At 64.5% G+C, this 21,435-nt stretch carries 24 protein-coding genes; 9 read left to right on the top strand and 15 right to left on the bottom strand.

Features of this window, described 5'->3' with window-relative positions:
• The first annotated feature begins 155 nt into the window (after nucleotides 1-155).
• Complete coding sequence (locus tag B2790_RS13430) at nucleotides 156-1,031, top strand: helix-turn-helix domain-containing protein (RefSeq protein WP_085614320.1); 876 nt, start codon at nucleotides 156-158, stop codon at nucleotides 1,029-1,031.
• Between the two features lie 117 nt (nucleotides 1,032-1,148).
• Here the strand turns inward: B2790_RS13430 and B2790_RS13435 are convergent, their stop codons facing one another.
• The 6 genes from B2790_RS13435 to B2790_RS13460 form a co-directional block, all read right to left on the bottom strand.
• Nucleotides 1,149-3,539: a TonB-dependent siderophore receptor gene (locus B2790_RS13435; protein ID WP_286918976.1), complete on the bottom strand. Its 2,391-nt coding sequence runs from the start codon at nucleotides 3,537-3,539 to the stop codon at nucleotides 1,149-1,151.
• A 218-nt stretch (nucleotides 3,540-3,757) separates the two neighbouring features.
• Nucleotides 3,758-4,741, bottom strand: coding sequence for a FecR family protein (locus B2790_RS13440; protein WP_286918977.1), 984 nt, complete (start codon nucleotides 4,739-4,741; stop codon nucleotides 3,758-3,760).
• The gene (locus B2790_RS13445) at nucleotides 4,738-5,313 is read right to left on the bottom strand and encodes an RNA polymerase sigma factor (RefSeq protein ID WP_274079116.1); all 576 of its coding nucleotides are present in this window, start codon (nucleotides 5,311-5,313) and stop codon (nucleotides 4,738-4,740) included. Before B2790_RS13445 ends, B2790_RS13440 begins: the two co-directional genes overlap by 4 nt.
• A gap of 4 nt (nucleotides 5,314-5,317) precedes the next feature.
• Nucleotides 5,318-5,644 carry a DUF3325 domain-containing protein gene (locus tag B2790_RS13450; protein ID WP_075046307.1) on the bottom strand — a complete coding sequence of 109 codons (327 nt, stop codon included), beginning with the start codon at nucleotides 5,642-5,644 and terminating at the stop codon, nucleotides 5,318-5,320.
• Nucleotides 5,644-7,221, bottom strand: coding sequence for a PepSY-associated TM helix domain-containing protein (locus tag B2790_RS13455; RefSeq protein WP_274079115.1), 1,578 nt, complete (start codon nucleotides 7,219-7,221; stop codon nucleotides 5,644-5,646). Before B2790_RS13455 ends, B2790_RS13450 begins: the two co-directional genes overlap by 1 nt.
• Complete coding sequence (locus B2790_RS13460) at nucleotides 7,218-7,523, bottom strand: DUF3649 domain-containing protein (protein WP_274079114.1); 306 nt, start codon at nucleotides 7,521-7,523, stop codon at nucleotides 7,218-7,220. Before B2790_RS13460 ends, B2790_RS13455 begins: the two co-directional genes overlap by 4 nt.
• 232 nt (nucleotides 7,524-7,755) lie before the next feature.
• Between B2790_RS13460 and B2790_RS13465 the strand changes: the two genes are divergently transcribed.
• Together B2790_RS13465 and B2790_RS13470 are read left to right on the top strand one after the other, a co-directional pair.
• On the top strand, nucleotides 7,756-8,103 hold the full coding sequence (locus B2790_RS13465) for an HPF/RaiA family ribosome-associated protein (RefSeq protein ID WP_170032556.1): 348 nt from the start codon (nucleotides 7,756-7,758) through the stop codon (nucleotides 8,101-8,103).
• 120 nt (nucleotides 8,104-8,223) lie between these two features.
• Nucleotides 8,224-8,514: a DUF3509 domain-containing protein gene (locus tag B2790_RS13470; protein ID WP_025340607.1), complete on the top strand. Its 291-nt coding sequence runs from the start codon at nucleotides 8,224-8,226 to the stop codon at nucleotides 8,512-8,514.
• Between the two features lie 3 nt (nucleotides 8,515-8,517).
• Here B2790_RS13470 and B2790_RS13475 read toward each other — a convergent pair whose 3' ends face one another.
• Nucleotides 8,518-8,988, bottom strand: a complete 471-nt coding sequence (locus tag B2790_RS13475; protein ID WP_025340608.1) for a phosphate-starvation-inducible protein PsiE — start codon at nucleotides 8,986-8,988, stop codon at nucleotides 8,518-8,520.
• Nucleotides 8,989-9,437: 449 nt separating this feature from the next.
• On the opposite strand from B2790_RS13475, the gene B2790_RS13480 reads away from it, so the two are divergent.
• From B2790_RS13480 to B2790_RS13490, 3 genes are all read left to right on the top strand, one after another.
• Nucleotides 9,438-9,680: a hypothetical protein gene (locus B2790_RS13480; protein ID WP_274079113.1), complete on the top strand. Its 243-nt coding sequence runs from the start codon at nucleotides 9,438-9,440 to the stop codon at nucleotides 9,678-9,680.
• Between the two features lie 156 nt (nucleotides 9,681-9,836).
• Complete coding sequence (locus B2790_RS13485) at nucleotides 9,837-10,100, top strand: DUF3077 domain-containing protein (RefSeq protein ID WP_019473937.1); 264 nt, start codon at nucleotides 9,837-9,839, stop codon at nucleotides 10,098-10,100.
• Between the two features lie 110 nt (nucleotides 10,101-10,210).
• Complete coding sequence (locus tag B2790_RS13490) at nucleotides 10,211-10,474, top strand: YebG family protein (protein ID WP_003260692.1); 264 nt, start codon at nucleotides 10,211-10,213, stop codon at nucleotides 10,472-10,474.
• A 194-nt stretch (nucleotides 10,475-10,668) separates the two neighbouring features.
• On the opposite strand, the gene B2790_RS13495 is transcribed toward B2790_RS13490, so the two are convergent.
• Nucleotides 10,669-11,688 (bottom strand): Leu/Phe/Val dehydrogenase, encoded by a 1,020-nt coding sequence (locus B2790_RS13495; protein WP_274079112.1) that lies wholly within the window; start codon nucleotides 11,686-11,688, stop codon nucleotides 10,669-10,671.
• A 124-nt stretch (nucleotides 11,689-11,812) separates the two neighbouring features.
• Here B2790_RS13495 and B2790_RS13500 point away from each other — a divergent pair, with 124 nt between their 5' ends.
• Complete coding sequence (locus B2790_RS13500; protein WP_075046348.1) at nucleotides 11,813-12,619, top strand: SirB1 family protein; 807 nt, start codon at nucleotides 11,813-11,815, stop codon at nucleotides 12,617-12,619.
• On the opposite strand, the gene maiA is transcribed toward B2790_RS13500, so the two are convergent.
• The 3 genes from maiA to hmgA are packed head-to-tail and all read right to left on the bottom strand — an operon-like array spanning nucleotide 12,613 to nucleotide 15,855.
• On the bottom strand, nucleotides 12,613-13,245 hold the full coding sequence (gene maiA / locus B2790_RS13505) for a maleylacetoacetate isomerase (RefSeq protein WP_286918978.1): 633 nt from the start codon (nucleotides 13,243-13,245) through the stop codon (nucleotides 12,613-12,615). The genes B2790_RS13500 and maiA overlap by 7 nt on opposite strands.
• A 12-nt stretch (nucleotides 13,246-13,257) precedes the next feature.
• A complete protein-coding gene (gene fahA, locus B2790_RS13510) occupies nucleotides 13,258-14,550 on the bottom strand; it encodes a fumarylacetoacetase (RefSeq protein WP_286918979.1) in 1,293 nt (430 codons plus the stop codon).
• Between the two features lie 3 nt (nucleotides 14,551-14,553).
• Nucleotides 14,554-15,855, bottom strand: a complete 1,302-nt coding sequence (gene hmgA, locus B2790_RS13515; protein ID WP_075046350.1) for a homogentisate 1,2-dioxygenase — start codon at nucleotides 15,853-15,855, stop codon at nucleotides 14,554-14,556.
• Between the two features lie 174 nt (nucleotides 15,856-16,029).
• Here hmgA and B2790_RS13520 point away from each other — a divergent pair, with 174 nt between their 5' ends.
• Nucleotides 16,030-16,812, top strand: a complete 783-nt coding sequence (locus tag B2790_RS13520; protein ID WP_063913376.1) for an IclR family transcriptional regulator — start codon at nucleotides 16,030-16,032, stop codon at nucleotides 16,810-16,812.
• Between the two features lie 354 nt (nucleotides 16,813-17,166).
• Here B2790_RS13520 and B2790_RS13525 read toward each other — a convergent pair whose 3' ends face one another.
• From B2790_RS13525 to B2790_RS13540, 4 genes are all read right to left on the bottom strand, one after another.
• Nucleotides 17,167-18,081 (bottom strand): SDR family oxidoreductase, encoded by a 915-nt coding sequence (locus B2790_RS13525; protein ID WP_085664438.1) that lies wholly within the window; start codon nucleotides 18,079-18,081, stop codon nucleotides 17,167-17,169.
• Between the two features lie 220 nt (nucleotides 18,082-18,301).
• Complete coding sequence (locus tag B2790_RS13530; protein ID WP_286918980.1) at nucleotides 18,302-19,207, bottom strand: alpha/beta fold hydrolase; 906 nt, start codon at nucleotides 19,205-19,207, stop codon at nucleotides 18,302-18,304.
• Nucleotides 19,208-19,383: 176 nt separating this feature from the next.
• Complete coding sequence (locus B2790_RS13535; RefSeq protein WP_024087732.1) at nucleotides 19,384-20,070, bottom strand: LrgB family protein; 687 nt, start codon at nucleotides 20,068-20,070, stop codon at nucleotides 19,384-19,386.
• Nucleotides 20,060-20,446: a CidA/LrgA family protein gene (locus B2790_RS13540; protein ID WP_075046354.1), complete on the bottom strand. Its 387-nt coding sequence runs from the start codon at nucleotides 20,444-20,446 to the stop codon at nucleotides 20,060-20,062. The genes B2790_RS13535 and B2790_RS13540 overlap by 11 nt, the downstream gene beginning before the upstream one ends.
• Before the next feature lie 96 nt (nucleotides 20,447-20,542).
• On the opposite strand from B2790_RS13540, the gene B2790_RS13545 reads away from it, so the two are divergent.
• On the top strand, nucleotides 20,543-21,435 hold an 893-nt coding region (locus tag B2790_RS13545), incomplete at its 3' end, for a LysR family transcriptional regulator (RefSeq protein WP_286918981.1).

Raw genomic sequence — 21,435 nt, forward strand, 5'->3', positions numbered from 1 at the left:
GCTGGCTTGCCTGCGATCGAGGGCGCAGCCCTCGCCGAGGCCTCCAGTTTCATCCGGGGGCCCCTCCCCGGCTTGCACAAACTTGCGCATTTGTCCTGCGGGTAGCTGTAAGCCTGCCCAAGGCGCAGTAGGATGGCTGGCAAGAGGAACCGCCCATGACGCCACTCACCCAACTGCAAGTGTTCAACGCCATGCACGCCTCGCCCCACGCCCGGCTGGAGCTGAGCGCGCACCTGGGCGACGGGCTGGCGGCGGCGTTGTGGAGCAACCGCGACGATGCCCGCGACTACCAGGCACCGAGCCATCACACCCTGTCGTGCTACATCGCCGACGGCACCGGCACCTTTCGCCGCCAGCGCCCCGGCGACAAAGGGGCGCCCGACAAGCTGTGCGTGATGCCGGCCGGGCAGGAATCGAACTGGGTGGTCAATGGCGCAATCCGCCTGGCGCACCTGTATGTCAGCGAGGCGCAATTCGCCCTGGGCTGCGTGCGCCTGCTCGACCGTGAACCGCGTGAGCTGCAACTGCAGGAGGCGACCTTTCTCGATGACCCGCAGCAGGCCAAGCGCTTTCGCCAACTGATAACCCTGGACTGGGATGAACCTGGCGAGCGCTTGCTGGCCAGCAGCCTGGCGCACGAGATCGTCGACCATGCGCTGCTCAACCAGGTCGGGCTGCGCCAGGGCCTGCGGCTGAAAGGCGGGCTGGCACCGAGCCTGCGCCGGCAAATGGTCGACTACATCGAAGCGCACCTCGACCAGCCCATCACCCTGGGTGAACTGGCCTTGCGCTGCAACCTGTCCGAATACCACTTTGCGCGCATGTTCCGCGCCAGTTTCGGGCTGCCGCCGCACCAGTACCTGCTGGCCCGGCGGCTGCATCGGGCCTGCCAACTATTGCGGCTGGGGTTGATGCCTTTGGGGGAGATTGCCCTGTTGTGCGGGTTTGCCAGTGCCAGCCATTTCAGCAACCGGTTCCGCCAGGCGGTCGGTGCAACGCCCGGAGAATACCGTAGTGCTTTCTGTTCATGATATTGGGGCCGCTTTGCGGCCCTTCGCGGGCATGCCCGCTCCCACAGTGACCGAGGCGCTGCCCATACTTGTGGGAGCGGGCATGCCCGCGAAGGGCTGCAAAGCAGCCCCAAATGCCTAGAACTCGAAGGTACTGGACAAGCTCACCTGCCGCGCATCGCCAATGGCCACAAAGTACTGGTTCACCGCCGAGCTGTAGTAAACCTTGTCGAACAGGTTCTTCACGTTCAGTTGCAACAGCACCTTGTGCTCGTCGAGCCTGGTCTCGTAGCTGGCAAAGGCATCGGCCACGGTATAGGACGGCAGGTCGAAGGTGTTGGTCGGGTTGCCAGCGCGCTCGCCCACGTACCGTGCCCCCGCGCCAACGCGCAGGCGATCGCCGCCGAACAGGCTGCCATAGTCATACACCGCCGACAGCGAACCACTGTGGCGGGCCACGTTCTGCAGGCGGTTGCCCTTGAGGTCCGGGTCCTTGGTCACTTGCGCATCGGTGAAGGCGTAGCTGCCGATCAGGCTCCATCGCTCGCTCAACTGACCAGTCAGGTCCAGCTCGACACCCCGTGAGCTGACCTCTCCAGCATTGCTGTACACCGTTTCGCGCGTACTGGTATCAAAGTTGGAAACCAGCACGTTGCGCTTGGTGATGTCGAACAACGCCAGGGTTCCGGTAAGGCGGCCTGGCATGTCGAGCTTGGCGCCCAGCTCCCACGATTTGCCCTCCTCCGGCGCCACCGACGAGTCAAGCACCACATTGCCGACCAGCGGCGCGATGGTGGAGTTGGGCTTGAACGACTCGCTATAGCTGCCATAAAACGACAGCTGCTCGTCCACCTTGTAGACGATACCTGCATGCGGCACCCACGCCTGGCCATTGATGTCGGTGTTGGCCTTGAACGGGCGGCCGCGGCCGGCGTATTGGTCGAACTGCTGGAAGCGCGCACCGGCCACCAGGATCCAGTGATCATCCAGGTGCAGCGCGTCCTGCACGAACAACGCGTCGGTGCGTAGCTTGTCGGTCTGGTCGCTGTCACTGGCTTTGACGGTGGTGCCCTCCACTTCCTGCCCGTAGATCGGGTTCATGTAGCTGAAGGTAGATTGGGCGCTCTGCCGGATCAGGTCCCCACGAAAGACCTTGCGGTCTTCATGATCGACACCGAACAGCAGGTCGTTCTGCATCCCGGCCAGTTCCACATTGCCGGCCAGGCTCAGGGTGGCGAACTGGTCACGGCTCATGGCGTTGTGGGTGCCGTCGATGCTGCGCGACAGCGTGCCGCTTTTTTCATTCACGCCGGTCACCCGCACCTGGCTGGCATCATAGGTTTCGCGGTTGAAGCTGTAGCCGAAGTGCAGCTTCCAGTCATCGGCCAGTTGGTGGTCGACTTCCAGTCGGTACAGGTCGGAACGCCCCTCCATGTCGTTGAAGGGCTCGTCCAGGCGCCGCGTGGCTGGGATATCCAGCGGGTGGCCGTTGTTGCCGAACGCCGTGCCACGGTCGAAGGGGTAGAGAAATTCGCGATGCTCGTAGGCCAGTACCACCTGGGTGTCTTCGCCCAGCCAGGCCAGCGACGGCGCTACCAGCGATTCGCGGTGCACGCCGTAGTTGCGCCAGTAGTCCTCATCTTCGTGGTCGACGATCAGCCGATAGGCGAAGTTGCTGTCGCCCAGCGCGCCGGTGCTGTCGAACCCGCCACCGCTGCCGTTCTTACCGCTGCCGTAGGTCGACCCGCGCACGGTCAGGGCGTTGTACTGCTCGAGTTGCGGGCGCTTGCTGACCACGTTGATGACCCCGCCCGGGTCCTGGATACCGTACAGCAGCGAGGCCGGGCCCTTGAGCACTTCGACCCGCTCGGTGCTGGCGTTGAGGCTGCGGCCCTGCACGATGGGCATGCCATCGCGCATGATCGAGCCGTCGCGGTTGTCGCCGAAGCCGCGCTTCATCACCGTGTCGGAGGTGCCACCGAAATTGTTGCCCTGGGTGATGCCGCTGACATTGGCCAGGGCGTCATCGAGGTTGCGCGGGGCCTGGTCACGGATGACCTGGGCCGGCACCACGTTGATGGCTTGGGGGATGTCCTGGCTAGGGCCCTGCCCGCGCATGATCGAGGCGGTAGCCGGGGGCTGGTAGCTGTAGTCGTCCAGTTGCGAGGTCACGGTGATGGCCTGCAGGTTGAGGGCGCCGGAGGTGTCCACTGCTTCGAGGGTGAGCGTGCGTGCATCGACGCGGCGCCAGGCCAGCCCGGTAGAGCCCAGCAGCTGTTGCAGGGCCTGTTCGGCGCTGAACCTGCCGTTCAGCGCCGGCGCCTGCACGCCAGGCAGTTCCAGGGTGTAGACCACGCTCTGGCCGGTGGTGCGGCTGAAGGCGCCAAGTGCCTGGGCAAGGGGTTGCGCTGGCTGGGCGAAGGTGTACGCCTGCTGTTGCTCGGCGGCGCAGGCCAGGGGGGCGACAGCGAATACCGGGAGCACGGAAAGGCCGAGCCAGAGAGAGACGCAACGCGGGGTGAACTTCATGGACGCTGACCTGTGAGAGGGATATGACTGCGAATGAATCGCACTTCCACTCATTACACGGATGCCACGTCCTGTTACCTCACCCGTTGCCTGAAAAATTTTTTGCCTGTGCTGGCCTCTTCGCGGGCTTGCCCGCTCCTACAGGGACTGCACAAGTTTCGAATCCGGTGCAGTACCTGTGGGAGCGGGCAAGCCCGCGAAGAGGCCGGCACAGGCAGCTACCGGATGACAGTCAACCGCCCCAGCACTGTCTGCCGCGAAAAGCCCATCACCTTGCCCAGCGAATCCAGCGCCAGCAACGGCTCGGCCACGGGGAAACTGCCACTGACCTTGCGTTGCCCCAACTCATCATCGAGCAGCAGGATGCGCCCCGGGTAATAACGCCCCAGGTCCTCGACCACCTGCGCCAGCGGCACCTGGTAGTAATTCAGCCAGCCCTGGCGCCAGGCCAGGCGGTTGTCGCTGTCCACCGTCAGGGTGTCGCCGACTCGGCCGGCAGCGTAAGCCGCCTGCTGGTTGGCCGTCAGTTCACGCGCTGCGGCGCCCGATGCCGGGCTCACCGCCACGCGCCCGCTGCGTACCGTGACCTGGGCGCCCTCGCCCTGCTCGCGCACTTCGAACTGAGTGCCAAGCACGCGCACCTCGCCGCCGGCAGCTTCCACCACGAACGGCGCGCCGGTATGCGTGACCTGGAAGAACGCCGCGCCATGCAACAACCGCACGCGGCGCTCGCCCTGCACAAAATCGACTGCAATCGCGCTCCCCGCATCCAGCGTCACCTGCGACTGGTCGGCCAAGGTCACCTGGCTAACTTGACCAGCACTGCTGTAGTCGGCCTGCAGGTCCTGAAGCCACAGGCCCGGGTGCCAACCACCGGCAACGCCCACGGCCAGCACCAGGCACGCAGCCACCGCCAGCGCCGCGACCCGCTGCCGCCAGGGGTGCCTGGCCGGTGGCCTGGCCATCGCATCCAGGTAACGTTGCAGGCTTGCCTGTTCTTCAGCGGCCAGGCGCGCCGCCGGGGCGGCGCTGTTCTGCCACAGCGCCTGGGCCTGGGCGTAGGCCTCACGGTGCCCAGGGTCGGCCAGCAGCCAGCGCTTGAACGCCGCGCCCTCGGCCTGCGCAGGTTGCTCGTTGATGCGGCTGAGCCATTGCAGTGCAGCCCGGGACTGCGCCTCGGTGATCGGCGGTAAACGGCTCATCGACGGGCACTCCCTGGCCGGCGCGGGGTGGACGCGGGCTCGGCAACACTCGCCTTGCACGCTTCGAGGGCGCGCATCATATGCTTTTCCACAGCACTCTGGGACAGTTGCATGGCCTTGGCGATCTCGCCGTACTTGCAGCCGTGGATACGGTTGAGCAGGAAGATCTGCCGGGTGCGCTCGGGCAAGGCGCGCAAGGCAGCGTCGATGCGCTGCAAGTCGTGATCGATCTCCACAGCCTGTTCCGGGGCCTGGGCCATGGCCGCCTCATCCAGCGGCAGCACAGCTTCGGCCACGCGCTCGCGGCAGCCTTCGCTGCGCAGGTGGTCGATGGCCAGGTTGCCGGCGCAACGCAGCAGATAGGTGTCCAGCGCCTCGACCTTGACCTCGGGGCGACGCCAGAAGCGCAGGAACAGTTCCTGGACCAGGTCCGATGCCGTGGCCCGGCAGCCGACCCGGCGGCTCACCAGGGCCTCCATGCGGGCCCGCTGGGCCTGGAACACCTGGACGAAGCGCGCACGCCCGCCGCCGCTTTCGGCACCCGCCTCGATCATGTCGCCCGGCTCGCTCACCTGATCACTCGGCGAACACGGCCAGCAACGGGCCCAGCACCACGCTGGCGGCGGCCAGGCCCAGCAACAGGCGGGGCTGGTATGGCAGGCCGAACACCCACAGGGTCACCCCGGCCATCATCACTGCAGTCCACTCCACCAGGCCATGGGCCCAGCCCCGCAGGTGCACGCTGAGCACCAGTGACAGCACCAGCAACAGCCAGCCGGCACTTCGCAACAGGCCCAATTGCCCGGGGCGCGGCTTGCGCCCGAGCAGGTCGACGAAGTGCTTCTCCATGGCCAGGCACAGGGCAGCGAAGCCGGCGTAAGCGATCAGTGCATTACCCAGCATCAGCTCGCCTCCGCCGTTTCAGCGCTCGGCTTCTTTGCTGCACGCAGGGCCCGCTTGGCCACAGGTTTCGGGCTGTGCAACATCTTGCCGGCCAGCCAGGCCAGGAACAGGCCGGAGCCCAGCGCTGTCAGGTCGAAGCCGGCCATCGCCCAGTCACCTGCCGGCAGCGAATGGTTCAGGCCCTGGCCGGTGGTCAGGCCGTTGAGCAGCGGCAGCAAGGCGAAGGCCAGCGCGCCCAGTGCCAGTTGCTCGCCCCATGCCCGCCGCCCACTGCGCAGCACGGCGTGCACCAGCGATAGGCCCCAGGCGGTGAAGAAGGCGTTGACCTCCCAATCGGCCCGGCCTTCGACACCCATCGGGATCAGGCGGTTGGCCCAGAAGAAGCCCGCCACGGCCAGCAACAGGCCGCTCATGCTGGCGATATTGAGCACCTCGACCAGGCGCAGTTCGCCCGGCAGGCGTTCGCTCCTGGCATGCTTGAGCTGACGCTTGCCCAGCCACATCACCAGCCCGGTGCCGATTACCGCGGTACCGGCCACGCCAAAGAAGAAGTACAGCCAGCGCAGCCAGGGCCCGGCGAAATTGCCCATGTGCAGACCGGCAAAGCTGAAGGCGGTCATCATCGCCCCGCTCTCCGGCTTGCCCTGGCTCAACAGCGCACCGCTGGCGCCATCGAAGGTCCAGTTGGCGCTACGCCGATAGGCCACATGGTCGGCCGCGGACTGGGTGAAGGTAACGCGGGCATTGCTGTCGCCGGCATTTTCCACCTGGATACGGCCGATACGCGCGCCTGGTTGCAGGTCCTGCACCTTGGCGTACAGGCTCGGCAACGGTACCAGCGGCGCGGCCACATGGGCCGCCTTGGGCGCATCGTTACGGCCGAACAGGTCGTTGAAGTACTTGCCGGTGTCATTGCCGTAGCTGGCCATGATGCCTGCCGGCATCACCATGTACATGAACAGCACCAGGCTGCTGTAGCTGATCATCAGGTGGAACGGCAGCACCAGCACGCCAATGGCGTTGTGCCCGTCCAGCCAGGAGCGCTGGCCCTTGCCAGGTCGGAAGGTGAAGAACTCCTTGAAGATCTTCTTGTGGGTGATGATGCCGGTGACCAGCCCCAACAGCATGATGAAGGCGCAGAACGTCGACAGCCAGCGGCCGAAGGGGTATGGCATCTGCAGCTGGAAGTGAAAGCGGTAGAAGAACTCGCCACCGCGACTGTCGCGTGCCTCCACCGGCTGGCCGGTCTGGGTATCGAGGGTCCTGGTGACGAAGCCGCGTGGCCCGCCATTGGGGTCGCGATAACCCACGCTCAAGGCAGCCTCGCGTGCGTTGGGCATGCGGATCAGCCAGGTGCCCGAATGCCCGGCGTTGTCCTGCAGGTACTGCTGGGCTATCTCCAGGCTATGGGTCGGGTCCAGATCATGGCTGCGCACTTCTGGCTGCGACCAGTGGGTGATTTCTTCCTTGAAATACGACAGCGTGCCGGTGAGGAAGATGGCAAACAACAGCCAGCCGAAGATCAGGCCGGTCCAGGTGTGCAGCCAGGCCATGGCTTGGCGGAAGCCTTCTTTCATGGGGTTTTCATCCAGTAGGCCAACCCGCTGATCACACCCAGCAGCATGCTTGGCGCCAGCACGCCCAGCCAGGCGCGCAAAGCGCTGCGGCAGGCGAAGCACCAGATGAACGCCAGCAGGTAGAAGACGAATGACAGCAGCAGGCCTGTGAGCGTGGCATCAACCTGTGGCAGCGGCGCTAGCAGGGTAATGCAGACGCTGGCCACGGACGCCAGCAGGTAGCCGCCCAGCAGCGCGGCCAGGCTGCGTGAAGTTACGGCCAGGCGATAGTTGAGCGAGAGACCGGCAGTTTTGCGCGTCATGGCGAAGGCCCGGGCGTTTTCGGGCCTGCAATAATAATGATTTCAATTCTCATAAGCAAAGGCCGAGCGATGAGCCGCCTGCTGCCTTGAATGCAACAAGAAATTTATTTTCAAAAAGGGCTTGAATTCGTTTCGCCGTTGCCTGACCTTAGAGTCAAGAGGCGCAGAAATTCCAAGGGTCTCAAAGGGCTAGGCGCGTCTCCATGCGAGCAAGCTGAATAAGGATTGAATCATGCAAATCCAGGTCAACAGCAGCAACCATTTCGAAGGCAACGCCCGGCTCGACCAGTGGGTCCGCAGCACACTGCAGAACTCGCTGGAACGTTACGAAGACGACCTCACCCGCATCGAGGTTCACCTGCGCGACGAGAACGGCGCCAAGCCCGGACCGCATGACAAACGCTGCCAGATGGAGGCTCGCCCCAAAGGTCACCAACCGATTTCCGTGACCCACACCGCCACTTCGCTGGACCAGGCGGTCGATGGTGCCGCCACCAAGCTCAACCACGCGCTGGAACACTTCTACGGCAAGCTGCGCAGCAAGCGCGGAGCCCTGGAACTGAATGACCCGGACGCCTGATCGGCAATGCAAACGCCCGGCCTGATGCCGGGCGTTTTCGTTTGTATCGATCGATGGCGCTGAACCAACAGGTAATTTACCCGGTCAACTTCTGCACTCATTCACCGCAGAAGCATGACCATGAACAACCCATTCGAACGAATCAGTGCTGCATTCGCCCCCGAATACCGGGTCAACCTGAGCATTGCAAACCTCGACGGCAGCATCATGCTGACCCTGTCCGACGACGCTGGCGTGGTCGCCAAGCGCCTCATCACCCAGGCCCAGCGCAATGACCCGGTACGCCTGCAGCGGGTGATCGACAGCATCCGCCTGGGCCTGGCCATCGAACACAGCCAGAACCCTCTGCAGGTGCTGGCCGCGCTGACCCGTGACGCCCGCCACGAGCCGCGCCACTTCATCGCCAACTGAGGGCTACTTGCCCTCCTCCACTTCCTTGCCGTTGGCATCCAGCACCTTGGTCGAGGGGTAGCGGTACGAGGCGTAGCGCACCACCAGGATCGCGAACGCCAGCAACAGGATGCCACCGCACACGTACAACAGCCCTACGTCCGGCGCCTTGTGGTGCGAGACGTCGCCGATCAGCAGGCGGGTCAGCGCGGTGATGGCCACGTACAGCAGGAAGCGGATCGGCATGTGGTTGGTCTTGAAGTAGATACCGACCATCGCCCCCAGCTCCAGGTAGATGAACAGCAGCAGGATGTCATCGACACTGACCCCGCCCTTGCCGAGCATGTCCAGGAACGTCATCACTGCCGCATAGGCGGTGATCGCGCCAATACCGAACAGCGCCAGGTAATGGAATGCCTCGACGCACAGGTTGCCCAGCGAGTCGGCCGAGCCGTGCAGGCCCTTGCGCAGCTTTTCTGCCCATTTGATGTTCACGATGTTCCATTCCCCGATACGTCTTGAAGGATGATGCGTCACCGGCGTGACGCTTGTGCCATGCAGTTAAAAGGCCAGGCCCCTGCCTTGGAAGGCGACCGATTGCCGCAAGGCACCTTCAGGCGTGGCAAGTTGCCAGAAACACGACCATGCGCTGGGGAAAAATCAGATTTAACCCCTTCCTTGTAGGGCATTTCCCAAAGATACTCCCTGCCATTGTGGTGTTCGGGGATGAGCACTAGTCTCGGATCGTCGCTGCCAAACAGCGACCGGCTTTGACAGGCCGCCCTGAACTAACCACATGGCTTTGCCTTTATGGCAGCTGTCATGGGGCACCTCGTGTGCGCCGGCTTTTGGTTCTGTTCACCGGTCTGTCAACCCATGCACAGCTGCCGCCTTCCTGTTTGACAGCAGGAGGCGGTGGCCCCAACTTTGAACAGGCCTTAATCATGCTGAAAGTAGTCCCCGACCCACCCCACACACCCCATTCCCTTGAAGACACCCTGATCCAGGCTACGGACTATGCGCTGTGCGCTGCGACCGTTGTGCATCAGGCCATGCTGCTGCAGCCCAAGTCGCCGGCGTCGGTTTTGATGATGACGTCGATGCATGAACTGGAGACGCTGCGGGCTTTGCTGGAGTCGGCATTGATTCAGGTGCAGATGCCCACTGGGCCCAGGACTTTGCACTAGGGCCTAAGCAATGTGTTGCCTGTTCTGGCCTCTTCGCGGGCACGCCCGCTCCCACAGGATCTTCACAGTACTCAAGACTTGTACAGTACCTGTGGGAGCGGGCGTGCCCGCGAAAGGGCCAGAGCAAGCAGTCGAGAACTTTCAGGGGATTCAACAATGACCACAGAAGACACCCAGTTCACCGTCGGCAAAACCACCTTCTACCAGGGCGAAAACGGCACCCACCCACTGTTCCGCATCGAGCCCGGCATCCCCTGCCGCGATGCCCGCGAGCAGTCCTCAGAATTGATGGGCTATGTACGCGAACTGACCATCACCGGCCTGATGGACGAGAAACCGATGATGATCTGGGCTGCGCACTACTTGAGCGCGATGGCCAAGGCGCTGATGGATGATGCTGAGTTGGGCATGAAGCAGTAAGCCCTCTGCACCACGCTACAATTTCTGCTTGCGAAGCAATCAACATTGCCATTACTGTATATAGATACAGTAAATCGAAACGCAACCAGCAAAAGGCATAGAGGTGATGAATGGCCGTCGAAGTGGTGTACCGCAGCAGCCGCGACCCGGAGCGCTTGTTCATGGATAAGGCCGAAGCAGACCGTCACGACAAGATGCTCGAACTGGCCGAGCGCCTGGCCGAAGTACTGCACAAGGCAGTGCCCTCGCTGAGCGAGAAACAGGTCGAGGAAGCCGGTATCTACATGGCCAAGAACCGCGATGTGTTCGCCCGGGCGTTCAAGAGCCAGCCGGATGCGCTGGCCGAGTTGCTCGAAGCGCCAGCGGCCGAGTAATTGCCTGCACTGGCCGCTTCTGCAAGGATTGCGCATGGCTCGAGGTTCAGCGCGGTCAAGGTGGATGGCACGGGCTGCGCCCGTGTTCGCGGGCACGCCCGCTCCCACACGGACCGCGCAGGTTTTCAGGGTTTTGGGTATTCCTGTGGGAGCGGGCGTGCCCGCGAAGAGGCCAGCAAAGCCGGTATCGCCCCTCAGCCGTAGAGCAACCGCTCTGCCAACATCTGCGCCACCCGCGCCGGCGAGCGCTTCTCTGCCTGTGCATGGCCAAACACTTCGGTCAGCCTTGCAGGTATCAGCGCCAGGTGCGCAGTGATGGTGCCCAGGTCTTCGCCACGATGGGTAAGTGCAACGTAGATCAACCCACCGGCATTGATCACGTAATCGGGCGCATACAGTATCCCGCGCGACTCCAGCTGGTCGGCTACCTGCAAGGTGGTCAGCTGGTTGTTCGCCGCCCCCGCCACTGCCGCGCAACGCAACTGCATCACGCTCTGCCCGTTCAACACAGGGCCCACGCCGCAAGGGGCAAAGATGTCGCAAGGGGTGCTGATCAATGCATCATTGGTCACCGGCTTGGCATCGAACTGATCCATCGCCAGCCGCACGCGTCCCGGGTCCAGGTCGCTGACCAACAGTTCTGCGCCCACCGCATGCAATTGCTCCGCTAGTGCATAACCGACATTGCCCAGCCCTTGCACCGCCACCCGTAAGCCTTTCAAATCGTCGCTACCCAGCCGAAACGAGGTAGTGGCCCGGATGCCAGCGAACACCCCCATCGCCGCATGCGGTGAGGGGTCACCCGAGGCCGTGGTACTGGTCACATGGGGTGTGCTCTGGGCAATGCAGTCCATGTCCAGGGTCGAGGTGCCGCTGTCCACGGCGATGATGAAGCGCCCTTGCAAGGTGTCGATGAAGCGGCCAAAGGCCTCGAACAGCGCGGCGCGGTTTTCCACATGCGGGTTGCGCATGATCACCGCCTTGCCGCCCCCCAGTGGCAGGCCGGCCAGCGCCGCCTTGTAGCTCATGCCCTGGGCCAGGCGAATGGCGTCGGTCATGGCGCTTTCATCATCGGCATAAGGCAGGTAGCGGCAACCGCCCATGGCCGGGCCCAACTGCTCGCTGTGAATAGCCACCACGGCCTTCAGGCCGGTGGGCGGGTGGGTGAACAAGTGCAGCGACTGGGTACGGGTGCTTTGCATCAGCGCGAACATCGACAGGCTCCCCTACGAGGTGCTCCTTCCAGTATAGGCATGGCCCTTGGGCTGGCGCCGCCGCCGGACCACTGGACGAAACCGCGCGCCGCGGCTAATACTCAAGCGTGTGTGGAGAAGCCCCATGAAGCCACGTCAAGCCTGCCTGGCCTGCCTGGAACGCGAGCCCGTCGCCCTGCTGGAAGCCGCATTATGGATTGCCGCCGAGCACGACCGCAGCGTCGAGCCCGCGGCCAGCCTTGCCAAGCTGCATGACCTGCAGCGTGAGATCAGCGCCAACCTGCCGATGCTGCCGCTGTGCGAACTGGCCCAGCCACTGCTGCGCCAACTCAATGCCCTGGGCTTCCAGCAGGATGAATACCACCCGCTGCGCCCGCAAGCCGCGATGATGGACAAGGTGCTGCAGCGCCGCCGTGGCCAACCGCTGACCCTGGCCATCCTCGCCCTGGAACTGGCCCGGCGCCTGTCCATCCCCCTTGAGGGCGTAGGCTTCCCTGGCCATTTCCTGCTGCGCGTGCCAGGTGCCGATCACCTGCTCGACCCCTGTGGTGGCCGGCGCCTGTACCCCAATGATTGCCGTGAGCTGCTGGCTCGCCAGTTTGGCCCGCATGTAGCGCTGACCGCCGAGCACATGCGCAGTGCCAGCCCGCTGCAGATGCTGCAACGCCTGTCACGCAACCTGCGCCAGTTGCACATCAGCAACGACGACCACCTGGCGGCGCTCATCGATGCCGAGCGGGTCATGCAACTGGGCCCGGTGCAGGTCAGCGACTATGTGACGCGCGCCTCGCTCTACCAGCACCTGGATTGCCCACAGGCCGAGCGCTTCGACCTGGAGCATGCGTTACTGCTGACGGAGGACCCGGTCCAGCGCCTGAAACTGTCCGAGCGTATCGGCAAGCTTCCGGCGGCGAACCGTTCCATTCACTGAGCCGGGCTGTCCGGCTGCTGTGCTGGGTGGGCCTGGGCAAACGCCGGGTGCTCCGCCGCCAGGGCGGCAACCCGCAGGATGCGCGGGAAGCTGTCGAGGTCGATGTTGAAGCGTTCGGCCGCGTACAACTGCGGGATCAGGTAGACATCCGCCAGGCCCGGCTCATCACCGAAGCAGAAGCCGTGATCGCCTATCAGCTGCTCCACTGCCGCCAGCCCCTGGCTGATCCAGTGGCCGATCCACTGGTTGACCTGGCTCTCGTCCTGGCCAGCCTGGCGCAGCCGGTTGAGCACGCTGACGTTGTGCAGCGGGTGGATGTCGCAGCCGATGATCGCCGCCACGCCCCGTACCTTGGCGCGCGCCTCGGCCGCAGCAGGCAGCAGGGCGGGCTGTGGATAAACCTCTTCCAGATACTCGATGATCGCCGGCGACTGCACCAGCAGCTCGCCGCCATCGGTGCGCAAGGCCGGCACGCGGCCCTGCGGGTTGACCGCGACATAGTCCGCACCGCGCTGCTCACCCTGCAACAGGTTGACCGGCAGGGACTGGTAGGCCAGCCCCTTCAGTGCCAGGGCAATGCGCACCCGGTAGGACGAGGTGGAACGGTAATAGGTGTACAGCTCCATGCCCGTGCCTCCTCAGTTGGCCGCGATGACCGTGCCGCGGCATTCGCCGAAACCAATGCTGGCCACGCCATCACGCACGCAGCGGGCACGCAGGATGATCTCGTCGCCGTCTTCGAGGAACTTGCGCACCTCGCCACTGGCCAGTTCCACCGGGTGCTTGCCGCCTTCGGTGATCTCCAGCAGGCTGCCGAACGAACCTGGCGTGGCGCCCGACAGCGTGCCCGAACCGAACAGGTCGCCCGGTTGCAGCTGGCAGCCGTTGACGCTGTGGTGCGCGACCAGCTGCGCCACGGTCCAGTACATGCTGCGGGTGTTGCTCAGGGTCAGGCGGTACGGGGCAAGGCCCTGCTCGCGCATGCGCTCGGTGAGCAGCAGCACCTCGAGTTCGATATCAAATGCACCGGCGGCCTGGTCGCGCTTGTCCAGCAGGTACGACAGTGGCTGCGGGTCGCCTTCCGGGCGTGCCGGCTGGGCACAACGGAACGGCTCCAGCGCTTCGGCGGTAACCACCCAGGGCGAGATGGTGGTGATGAAACTCTTGGACAGGAACGGCCCCAGCGGCTGGTATTCCCAGGCCTGGATATCGCGCGCCGACCAGTCGTTGAGCAGGCACAAGCCGGCCACGTGCTCGGCGGCATCGCCTACCGGGATCGCCTGGCCCATGTCGTTGCCCTGGCCGATCCAGATACCCAGCTCCAGCTCGTAGTCCAGGCGCGCGCAGGGGCCGAAGCTTGGCTCGGTGTGCCCGGCCGGCAGGGTCTGGCCCTTGGGCCGGCGCACATCAGTGCCGGACGGGCGGATGGTCGAGGCGCGGCCGTGGTAACCGATCGGCACGTACTTGTAGTTGGGCAGCAGCGGGTTGTCGGGGCGGAACAGCTTGCCGACGTTCTTGGCGTGCTCGATGCCCACGTAGAAGTCGGTGTAGTCGCCGATCTGCGCCGGGACATGCAGCTGGCAGGCGTTGGCCGGGTACAGGGCGGCCTGCAGTGCCGCCTGGTGTTCGCTGTGTTCGCCCAGCAGCACCAGCAGGCGCTCGCGCAGGGCGACGCGGGCATTGCGGCCGAGGGCGAAGAATGCGTTCAAGGCCCCACCACGGGTGGCCTCGACAGCGGCCTTGGCGGCACCGTCGAACAGGCCGGCGGCCAGCACCGCCTCCAGGTCGAGGATCGCGTCGCCAATTGCCACGCCACAGCGCTTGGCTTCACCCGGCCGGCTGAAGATGCCCAACGGCAGGTTCTGCAGCGGGAAGTCGCTGTGCCCGTTGGCGTGCTCGACCCAGCTACGGGCGATGGCGGTCTGGTTCATGGGTTATCTCCGGTTCGGGTTGAAGGTGCTCGGCAAGGTGGCCCAGCAACTATCGTAGTCGGCCTGCAACTGCGGGCATTCAAGGGCTTGCAGGCTCGGTCGCAGCACCTGGCTGGTCTCGAACATGAAGGCCATGGTGTTGTCGATCTTGTGCGGCGCCAGGTCGGCGGCAATAGCCTTTTCGCAGGTTTCGGCGTCGGGGCCGTGGGCGCTCATCACTCCGTGCAGCGAGGCACCGCCCGGCAGGAAGCCCTCGGCCTTGGCGTCGTAGGCACCGTTGATCAGGCCCATGAACTCGTTCATCAGGTTGCGGTGGAACCATGGTGGACGGAAGGTGTTCTCGGCCACCATCCAGCGTGGCGGGAAGATCACGAAGTCCATGTTGGCCAGGCCATGCACGCTGGTCGGCGAGGTAAGCACGGTGAAGATCGATGGATCCGGGTGGTCGAAGCTGACCGTACCGATGGTGTTGAAGCGGCGCAGGTCGTACTTGTACGGCACGTTGCTGCCGTGCCAGGCGACCACATCCAGTGGCGAGTGCTGCAGTTCGCAGGCCCAATGTTCGCCCAGGAACTTCTGCACCAGCTGCACCGGGCCATCGGCCTCTTCGTAGTGCGCCACCGGGGTGAGGAAGTCGCGCGGGTTGGCCAGGCCGTTGCTGCCGATCGGGCCCAGGTCCGGGATGCGCAGCGGCGCGCCGTGGTTTTCGGCGATGTAGCCGCGGGCCTCGCCGTCGAGCAGTTCGACGCGGAACTTCATGCCACGCGGGATTACCGCGATTTCCAGCGGCTCGACTTCCATCACCCCCAGTTCGGTGGCAATGCGCAGGCGGCCCTGTTGCGGCACCAGCAGCAGTTCACCGTCGGCGTTGAAGAACACCCGCTCCATCGACCGGTTGGCGCGGTAGATGTAGATGCTCACGCCGGCCGGTTTTTCCGCAGCGGCGTTGGCCACCATGGGCAGCCAGCCCTCGATGAAATCGGTCGGTTCGACGGGGATCGGCTGGGGGTTCCAGCGCAGGCGGTTGGGGGTGATGGCCCCCAGCGGGCCGGTCAGCGGCTGACGCGCCAGGCGTTCGAAACGCGGGTGCAAGGCAGACGGACGAATACGATACAGCCAGGTGCGGCGCAGCTCGCTGCGGGTCATGGTAAACGCCGTGCCCGAGAGCAGCTCGGCATACAGACCATAGGGCGCCTTCTGCGGCGAGTTCTGCCCGACCGGCAAGGCCCCTGGCAGCGCTTCGCTGGCAAACTCGTTGCCGAAGCCGCTGAGGTAGTGAAGGTCGGGTGACGTATCGCGATTCATCGATGCCTCCGGGCTCTGGCCGAGCCGTTGCTGGCAGCTGGCTGCTGGCCCGGGGCGGGGTGGCAGCGCGTCTGCATTGTTTTTATCGTAATCAGATTACGAATAACGTAATTTGCTACGGGCAATGCGTCAAGCTATAAAGGCGCGACTCGACGAATCCGGAAGAAGATGTCCATGGCCAAAGCCAGCTCCCCCGCCGACAACGGCAAGCAGAAAGTCCGCTCGGCAGAGGTCGGCACCGACATCCTCAAGGCCCTTGCCGAGCTCTCCCCGTCCACCTCCCTGTCGCGCCTCGCGGAACATGTGCAGATGCCGGCGAGCAAGGTGCACCGTTACCTGCAGGCATTGATCGCCAGCGGTTTTGCCGAGCAGGATGCGGCCACCAACCATTACGGCCTGGGGCGCGAGGCACTGCGGGTGGGGCTGGCGGCGCTGGGCAGCATCGATGTACTGAAGATTGCCGCGCTGCCGTTGTCGCAGCTGCGCGATGAACTGAACGAAAGCTGCTTCGTTGCCGTATGGGGCAACCAGGGCGCGACAGTGGTCAGCATCGAGCCGGCGGTACGCGCGGTCACCGTGGTAACGCAGATCGGCTCGGTACTGCCGCTGCTCACGTCGTCCACCGGGCTGGTGTTCGCCGCCTACCTGCCCGAGCGCGAGACCGTGGAGTTGCGTGACCGGGAACTGGCCGCCCTGCAGCACAGCGCCGCCGACTATCAGGCGGTACTGGCGGGCATTCGTGAACGTGGCCTGCACCATGTGCACGGGCTGTTGATGCCGGGCGTGGATGCGCTGTCGGCCCCGGTGTTCAATGCCATGGGGCAGATCGCCGCGGTGATGACCGTGGTCGGGCCGACGTCTATCTTCCATGCCGACGAGCATGGCCCGGCGGCGCAACGACTGCTGGCGGCAGCGCGGGAAACCAGCTGGCGCATGGGCTATTCGCCCGCCGGCTGAGCGCTTGCGGCACTATTGCCCGATACGTAAAGGTGAATGTCATAAGCGGCTATTTTTCCTACAGGATCAGGCGCTTATTCTTAACTCACTGGCCGGCATGAAGGGCTCTCCCCCCCGCCTTTCAGGCCTGCGAGGTTCACCGACGTAGATTTTGAAGCTCCTTGATCTGACGTCTCGATTGGCCGCTGCGGCTTGCAGCGGCCTTTTTTATTTGCCCTGAAAAATTTCCGTCGCCTATGCTGGCCTCTTCGCGGGCTTGCCCGCTCCCACAGGGATATCACCAAGCCTGAGGGCAGTGATATCCCTGTGGGAGCGGGCAAGCCCGCGAAGAGGCCAGCACAGGTAGTACAAAGCTCAGCCCAGCGGATACTTCTGCAAGTTCGCCATCATCTGCTGCAACGCCTGCAAGCTGTCCTGTGGGTGCACTGCCCCGTCGAAGTCGCCAATCCGTGCCCAGTTCTCCGCCACCTGCTCCGGGGTAAAGCCTTCCCGCGGATCGAAGCCTACCCCCAGGCTACGCTCCCACCGTACCTTGCCCACCCAGCCGCCGCCCACTTCGAACAGCTCACCACTGCCCTGGCACTGCTCGCTGCCCAGGTACACCACCAGCGGGCTGACCAGCTCTGGCTTGAGCCGCTCGAACACCTGGGGCGGGATCAACCCTTCGGTCATGCGGGTACCACCGGTGGGGGCGATGGCGTTGACCAGGATGCCGTGCTTGCGCCCTTCGATCGCCAGGGTACGAGTCAGCCCATACAGGCCCAGCTTGGCCATGCCGTAGTTGGCCTGGCCGAAGTTGCCGTAGATGCCGGACGTGGAAGCGGTGAAGATCACCCGCCCCCAGTTCTGCTCGCGCAGGTGCGGCCAGGCGGCGCGGGTGACCTTGTAAGCCCCCTCGACATGCACCTGATACACCTGCTCCCAGTCGCTGTCTTCCATCTTGTGGAAGGTCTTGTCACGCAGGATGCCGGCATTGTTCACCAGCACATCGACCCGGCCGAAGCTGTCCAGGGCCTGCTCGACAATACGCGCGCCGTGGCTGACCGAGTCATGGTTGGCAATGGCACTGCCACCAGCGGCGCGGATCTCCGCTACCACCTGGTCGGCGGCGGAGGCGCTGGCACCTTCACCGTGGGTGGAGCCGCCGAGGTCGTTGACCACCACCCGAGCACCACGCGCAGCGAACAGCAGCGCATGGGCGCGGCCCAGGCCGCCCCCGGCTCCGGTGACGATCACCACGCGATCTTGCAGACGGACAGGCTCGCTCATGCTCATGGCTCCAGACAGGTTCAGGTCAGCCGAGTGTCCGCCGCCAGCGGCAAGTGGACAATCAAGCTCACGCAGGCTGAATGCCTGGCAATAACGCAGCACGATGGTTATGGGGCCGCTGTGCGGCCCATCGCCGGCAAGCCAGCTCCCACACCAACCGCGCCGGCCTCCAGGCTTGCGCTGTACTTGTGGGAGCCGGCTTGCCGGCGATGAGGCCCTGTCAGTACCAGGCCACTTTCTGCTGGAAACAGCTCAGCGGTTGTTCACGAAAGGCCAGGTAATGGCGCAGCACCTGCACTGGCGCTTCGGTATGCGGGTAATGGCCGATGCCCTGCAACTGCACGGTGTCCGGCTCCGGCACCAGTTGCCGGTAGCGCTCCACCATGTGCGCGCCGGACAGCGGGTCGACCACGCCATTGATCAAGCGCAGCGGCACGCCTTCGTGCTGCATCGCGCCAACCCAGCGTTCGCGGTGCAACCTGCGCTCCGGCATGTACCCCACCAGTTTGTGCAGGATGCGCGTGCCACGGTTGGCGACGATCAAACTCCAGAAGTCATCCAGCACGCTTTCACTGGGTTGGGTGCAAGAGCCGTAGACCTGGATCACGCTGCGCACCAGGTCGTCACGCCCGAACGAACGCCCTACCAGCCAGCCCAGACGGCTGAGCAGCAACTTCTGGATCAGCAGCATGCGGCAGCTTTCGGGGAACAGCCCGCTGTTGAGGAACACGCAGCTGGCGATGTTGGCGCGCTGTTCATGATGCCGCGCCAGCAGTTCCTGCGCCACACTGCCGCCGTAGTCATGGGCCAGCAGATGCACGGGCTGGTCGACCTTCAGCTCGGCGAGCAAGGCCTGCTGCAGGTCGGCCTGCTCCATCAGGCTGTACAGGTGATCGACCGGTTTGGCCGAATCACCAAATCCGAGCATGTCGCAGGCGATCAACCGGAAGCGCTGGGCCAATGGCCCCCACAGGTAGCGCCAATCCCAGCTGGCAGTGGGGAAGCCGTGCAACAGAAGCAGGGGCTCTCCTTGCCCTGCGGTCCAGTAGCGGATGCTCTGGCCCCGGAAGCTGAAACTCTGTCCCCGGGTACGCCAGACGCACAATGGAATTTCGGCCATGGGCATCAGAACGGTCCCGGTGAAGTGTTGTTGGTGGAATAGAGCAAGGCTGCGGTCATTGCATGTCACCTCGGCACTTACATGTGCTCTCTATGTCGAGGCAGAGTCTAGCCAGCAGCCCATGGGCTGGAACTTGCGTTGCCAGCCAGCTTGATGACTTGGCGAGTCAGTGGCACGAACGGTCAGAGCAGCATGGCCAGCAGCGGTGCCGCGAACAGGTTCAAAAGCCCCGTCAGGACCATGACCAGGCCGGCCACCGAGCCCTCCTCGCGGCCCACCTCCTGTGCCCGGCTGACACCGGCACCGTGGGCGCCGACGCCGAACAGCGCGCCCCGCGCCAGCGGCGTGCGCAACGGCAACCAACGCAGCAGCACGCCGCCGAACATGGCGCCCAGCACGCCGGTGAACATCACGAACACCGCCGTCAGCTCCGGTACGCCACCCAGGTCATGGGCCAATGGCATGGCAAAGGGCGTGGTGATCGAACGCGGCACCAGCGACAGGCTGGTCGCGCTGTCCAGCGCCAACATATGAGCCAACCCCCAGGAACTGGCGATCGAAGCGCTGCTGCCGGCGACCATTCCCACCATCAGTGCCGGCCAGTGGCGCGCCAGCATGGCCCGTTGCTGCCAGATCGGCACCGCGAAGGCCACGGTCACCGGGCCAAGCACGCTCATCAGCCAGTGGGTGTTGCGGGCGTACTCGGCATAGGCGGTGTGCAGCGGCACGGCCACCGCCAGCAACAGTACCGGCACCAGGATCAGCGGCGACAGCAGGTAGCGCCCGCTACGCCGGTACAACCAGCGGCTGCCCAGGTACGCCAGCAAGGTCAGGGCCAGCCAGAACAGCGGCATGGGTTCAAGGCTCATGGCGCAAGCTCCAGCGGCACACCAGTTCCACGGTCAAGGCGGTCACCACCATTACCATCAGGGTGCTCACGGCGATCACCAGCAGGATGCGCCAGCCCTCGTCACGAATCAGGGCGCCGTAATCGAGCAGGCTCATCAGCGCCGGGATGAAGAACAGCAGCATCTCAGCCATCAACCAGCCGGCGCCCAGTTGCAGCATGGCTGGCTTGAGCACACCCGAGGCAAACAGCAACAGCAGCAATGCCAGGCCCATCACACCGCCAGGAATCGGCCAGCCCAGCCAGGTGGCAAGCTGGCCACCGAACAGGAACAAGGCACAGAGGATCGCCAGCTCGACGAGCAGGCGCAGGGCTTTTTTCAATAACGCGGGTTTCATGGGGGGTTCCTCGACAGGCCCTCATTTTAAGATTTGGCTGCCTAGGCCAGAAGCGAATTGTTAGACTTAACGCCATTCCAGAATGGAATTGCGATCATGGAATTCAAACAGCTGCGCAGCTTTATCGAAGTGGTCCACCGCGGCGGTTTTACCCAGGCGGCGCAAACCCTGCACATCAGCCAGTCGGCGGTGAGCAAACAGGTGGCCCAGCTGGAGCAAGATGTGGGCCAGCCGCTGCTGGAGCGCCAGGCCTCGCAGCTGCACCTGACCGCTGCCGGGCGCATCGTGCTGGAGCGTGGCGAAGCCTTGTTGCGCCAACGTCAGGCGCTGCTCAGTGAACTGGACGACCTCAGCCAGATGGGCCGCGGTGAACTGCGCCTGGGCTTGCCGATGCTGGGCAGCGACGCGCTGTTCGCCGGCTTGTTCGCCGAGTATCGGCGGCGTCACCCGAACATCGCGGTCCAGTTGCTCGAAGGCGGCAGCCGCAGCATCGAACAGGCAGTCAAGAGTGGCGAACTGGAACTGGGTGGCAGCCTGACGCCCAGTGACGAGGCGTTCGACTACCAGCCGTTCTGCAACGAACCACTGGATGCCCTGTTGCCTGCCGGCCACGAGCTGGCGGGCCAGGACGGGGTGGACCTGCAGCAGCTGGCCGATACCCCGTTCCTGCTTTACCAGCGCAGCTTCGTGCTCAATGACCGGTTGCTGAAGGCATGCCAGCAGCAGGGTTTTACCCCCAAGGAAGGCGGGCGCAGTGGCCAGGCGGACTTCCTCGCGGCGCTGGCGGCGGCGGGCCAGGGCGTGGTGCTGCTGCCCCGTGTGGTGGCGAAAGCGCTGGAGCGCCCCGGTGTGGTGCGCTTGCCGCTGCGCTCGCCGGGGGATTTGCGTTGGGATATCGCGTTCATCTGGCGGCGCGGGGCGTATCTGTCACGGGCGGCGCAGGCGTGGTTGGCGTTGGTGAGCGAGTGCCCGGTGCTCGGCAGCAAGGG

The sequence above is a fragment of the Pseudomonas sp. UBA6753 genome (assembly GCF_002453565.1).
Taxonomy (GTDB): Bacteria; Pseudomonadota; Gammaproteobacteria; order Pseudomonadales; family Pseudomonadaceae; genus Aquipseudomonas; species Aquipseudomonas putida_Z.